At 45.4% G+C, this 3,237-nt stretch carries 3 protein-coding genes and 1 pseudogene; 2 read left to right on the top strand and 2 right to left on the bottom strand.

Features of this window, described 5'->3' with window-relative positions; all coding sequences use genetic code 11:
* A partial coding sequence (locus H6S82_RS25435; RefSeq protein ID WP_242057108.1) for an MFS transporter occupies positions 1 to 625 on the bottom strand: 625 nt, incomplete at its 3' end.
* A 144-nt stretch (positions 626 to 769) separates the two neighbouring features.
* Complete coding sequence (locus H6S82_RS25430) at positions 770 to 1,699, bottom strand: LysR family transcriptional regulator (RefSeq protein WP_190464452.1); 930 nt, start codon at positions 1,697 to 1,699, stop codon at positions 770 to 772.
* Between the two features lie 127 nt (positions 1,700 to 1,826).
* Between H6S82_RS25430 and H6S82_RS25425 the strand changes: the two genes are divergently transcribed.
* Both H6S82_RS25425 and H6S82_RS25420 read left to right on the top strand, forming a co-directional pair.
* Positions 1,827 to 2,546, top strand: a complete 720-nt coding sequence (locus tag H6S82_RS25425; RefSeq protein WP_199315251.1) for a type 1 glutamine amidotransferase domain-containing protein — start codon at positions 1,827 to 1,829, stop codon at positions 2,544 to 2,546.
* A pseudogene (locus H6S82_RS25420) lies at positions 2,510 to 3,193 on the top strand (NADPH-dependent F420 reductase); the annotation flags it as partial. The gene H6S82_RS25425 and the pseudogene H6S82_RS25420, both read left to right, overlap by 37 nt.
* Positions 3,194 to 3,237 lie beyond the last annotated feature (44 nt).

The following is a 3,237-nucleotide window of genomic DNA, read 5'->3' as shown; positions in this document are numbered from 1 at the left end:
TATTTATGCTAGAGAAAGACGGGACAAATAGGGCAACTATTAAACTCGCAATCATGCCGATCGGCACATTTACCAAAAAGATTAAACGCCAGTTCCCCAGCGCGAGCAAAAGTCCTCCGATCGCCGGTCCCAGAGCAATTCCCAAAGTGAATACCCCGTTAAGAATTCCCAGCGCCCATCCCCGTTCCTGTTGGGGAAATGCTTCCGTTACGATCGCTACTGGCAACGCCGATATAAACACAGCACCGAGTCCTTGTAAAGCCCGAAAAGCGATTAAAAATTCTACCGTCGGTGCAAGTCCGCACAGCAAGCAACCGATGGTGAACATGATTACTCCGCCTAAGTACAACCACTTCTTGTTGTACATATCGCCCAATCGCGCTGCACCCAGCACCATAACTGTCAGCATCAGCACATAACTTAAGAGCGTCCATTGAATAGTCGCAAAGTTGGTATCGAGCGCTTTTACCATTACGGGAAGTGCAATATTGACCAGGTATAGCTGCAAGCCAAACATGAACCAACCAATTCCCGCACCCAGCATCGCTCCCCATTTTCCAGACGCACTGGGGGTTTGAGCCAGTTCGTTAGATTCTTTGTCCGGGCTTTGTAAGATTTCCACCATTTCTCTGATTTCAAAAAGCGATTACTGGAATTTTATTGTTTTGTATTTTATTGACATTTTGATATTTTAGCAACAATTAATTTGTGTGCTAAACACACCCTACAGTTAAAGAAAATTTTGCGATCCCCATAAATACAGTAGAGCCTACTGGACTGGCGCTCTAGCTTCCTCAACCAGTTTACCCATATCTGCGAAAATTTTCCGCAGCCATACACTCGCGGGATTATTTTCATTGCTCATATGCCAGCGAATATATACAGAAAAGCCTTGCATTCCTAAAGGTAAAGCCAAAATTTTTAAGTTCTCGACTTCTGTAAACTTTCTCGCTACTCGTTGTGCCAGCGTAGCAATCAAATCGGTTTGAGCCAAGATAAACGGTGCGATCGTAAAGTGAGGAATAGAAATGGCGATATGACGTTTGAGATTTTTTGAAGCTAAAACCTCATCTACTCGACCGATCATATCTTCTTTAATAGATACAAGCAAATGATTTGCCGCAACATATTGTTCTAGAGAAAGAGAGTCTCCAATCAAAGGATGGTTGCGGCGACAGACACAAACATAGTTTTCCTGAAACAGAAACTGTTGGGAGTGCCATTTTACCTGTTCTGGGAACAATCCGCAGATCAGATCCAGTTCGCCGCTATCAAGTAAAGATAGCAGTTTTTGGCGATCGCCCGACCTGACTCTCATCCTCACCCTCGGTGCAACAGCCTGTAATTTTTGCATCAATAACGGAAGCAGGACAAATTCTGTGTAATCTGACATCCCAATTGCAAATACAATCTCGCTAGTTGCTGGGTCAAAACTATCCTCGCACAACAGTGCCGTTTCAATCTGCTGCAAAGCGGGTTGAATTTGTTTGGCAAGTTCCAGCGCTTTAGGAGTCGGTTGCAGTCCCGTCGCACTTCTGACAAACAACTCATCGCCAAGCAAACTCCGCAAGCGTGCTAAAGCATTACTTGTTGCAGGTTGACTCAAGTTTAGTCGTTCTCCCGCACGGGTAACGTGTCGTTCGGTCATCAAAGCATCGAAGACAACGAGAAGATTCAGGTCAATGCCAGCAAGATTCATGTTATGAATAATACTTATACAAATTATCTATTAGACAAATAATTGTAGCCGTTCCATAATGATCGGTAAAAGAATCTAACGATTCTTTACATTTCGCGGCAATGCTACAGCACTAGGAAAAAGACTAATGAGCGCAGATAAATTAAAGCGAATTCTGATGATAGTTGCCAACCCTTCTGTTTCCACAACTTTGGGATGGCCAGTAGGTTTTTGGGCAGCAGAATTGATTCATCCCTACGACAGTTTTGTCAAAGCAGGTTGCCAAGTGACGATCGCCAGTCCGAAAGGCGGTAAAGTCGAATTTGATAGCCTGAGTGACCCTCGCGATGCACAAGGCTACTCAAAAGATGATACGCTTTCCCTTGAATACATTAATAAGCCGGAATTCATGGAATTGTTGGAGAACACACCTGCGATCGCAAACCTCAACCCCAATGATTTTGATGCGATCGTAGTCTGTGGCGGTCAATCTCCCATGTTTACCTTCCGACCGGATAAAGAATTAGCAAATTTGTTTGTAAAATTCTATGAGTCGGGCAAACCAAGCGCCGCTCTCTGTCACGGAACTTGCTTGCTTTTGGAAACGAAGTTATCGAGTGGAGATTATATTATCAAAAGCAAAACTATAACAGGTTTTGCTAACAGCGAGGAAGACTACGCCGATAAGGCAATCGGTCAACAAGTGATGCCTTTTCGCATCGAGGATGAAGCTCAAAAACTGGGGGCAAACTTTCTGACCAAAGCAGCCTTTTCTCCCTATGCCGTTCGCGACGGCAATCTCATTACCGGACAACAACAAAATTCCGGTCACGCAACAGCCAAACTTGTCTTAGAAGTGTTGGGGTGAATTCAATGAACATTGCTTTTATTGGTGTAGGAAATGTGGGCGCACCGCTTGCCGATCGCTTACAAAAATTAGGCCACAATGTTAGTATTGCCGCCCGCGATCCTAACTCGCCATCTATTCGCGATGTCATGACGCGCAATGCCGATCTAATTGTACAGTCTCCTCCAGAAGCGATCGCATCTGCGGAAGTCGTATTTCTAGCCGTACCCTTTGCAGCCATTGAACCTGCTCTTACCAGTTTGGGAGCAGCACTCGATGGTAAAGTGTTAGTTGATTGTACCAATCCTGTAGGAGCAAATCTTTCCCACGGACTGGAAAGCAAGATTTCAGGAAGCGAGAAAGTACAGGAACTCGTACCGAACGCTCGCGTCGTCAAAGCATTTACAATCTACGGCTTTGAAAACTTTGAAGATAGCTTCTATCCAGGCTACGGAGATATTAAACCTGCGATGTTGATAGCCGGAAATGACTTGGCTGCCAAAGAAACCGTTGCCGAACTTTGCCGTCAGTTAGGCTGGGAACCTGTTGATACAGGCAATCTCTCAATGAGCCTGCATTTGGAACATCTGACCTTGCTTTGGATTAAAATGGCACGAGTTCAGGGACGCGGATCGGGATTTGTTTGGGCAATGCTGCAAAGGGGTTAGGGCGTCGGGCGTGGAAAAGAGGGAGTGGGGGAGTGGGGGAGTGG

The sequence above is a fragment of the Planktothrix sp. FACHB-1355 genome (assembly GCF_014748295.1).
GTDB classification, from domain to species: domain Bacteria; phylum Cyanobacteriota; class Cyanobacteriia; order Cyanobacteriales; family Aerosakkonemataceae; genus Aerosakkonema; species Aerosakkonema funiforme_A.
The sequence above is the reverse complement of the archived record's forward strand: the minus strand, read 5'-3'. Positions and strand labels throughout refer to the sequence as shown.

Coding starts and splice junctions, on each gene's coding strand:
- H6S82_RS25430 (WP_190464452.1), bottom strand. CDS start 1,699: ATGAATCTTGCTGGCATTGACCTGAATCTTCTCGTTGTCTTCGATGCT.
- H6S82_RS25425 (WP_199315251.1), top strand. CDS start 1,827: ATGAGCGCAGATAAATTAAAGCGAATTCTGATGATAGTTGCCAACCCT.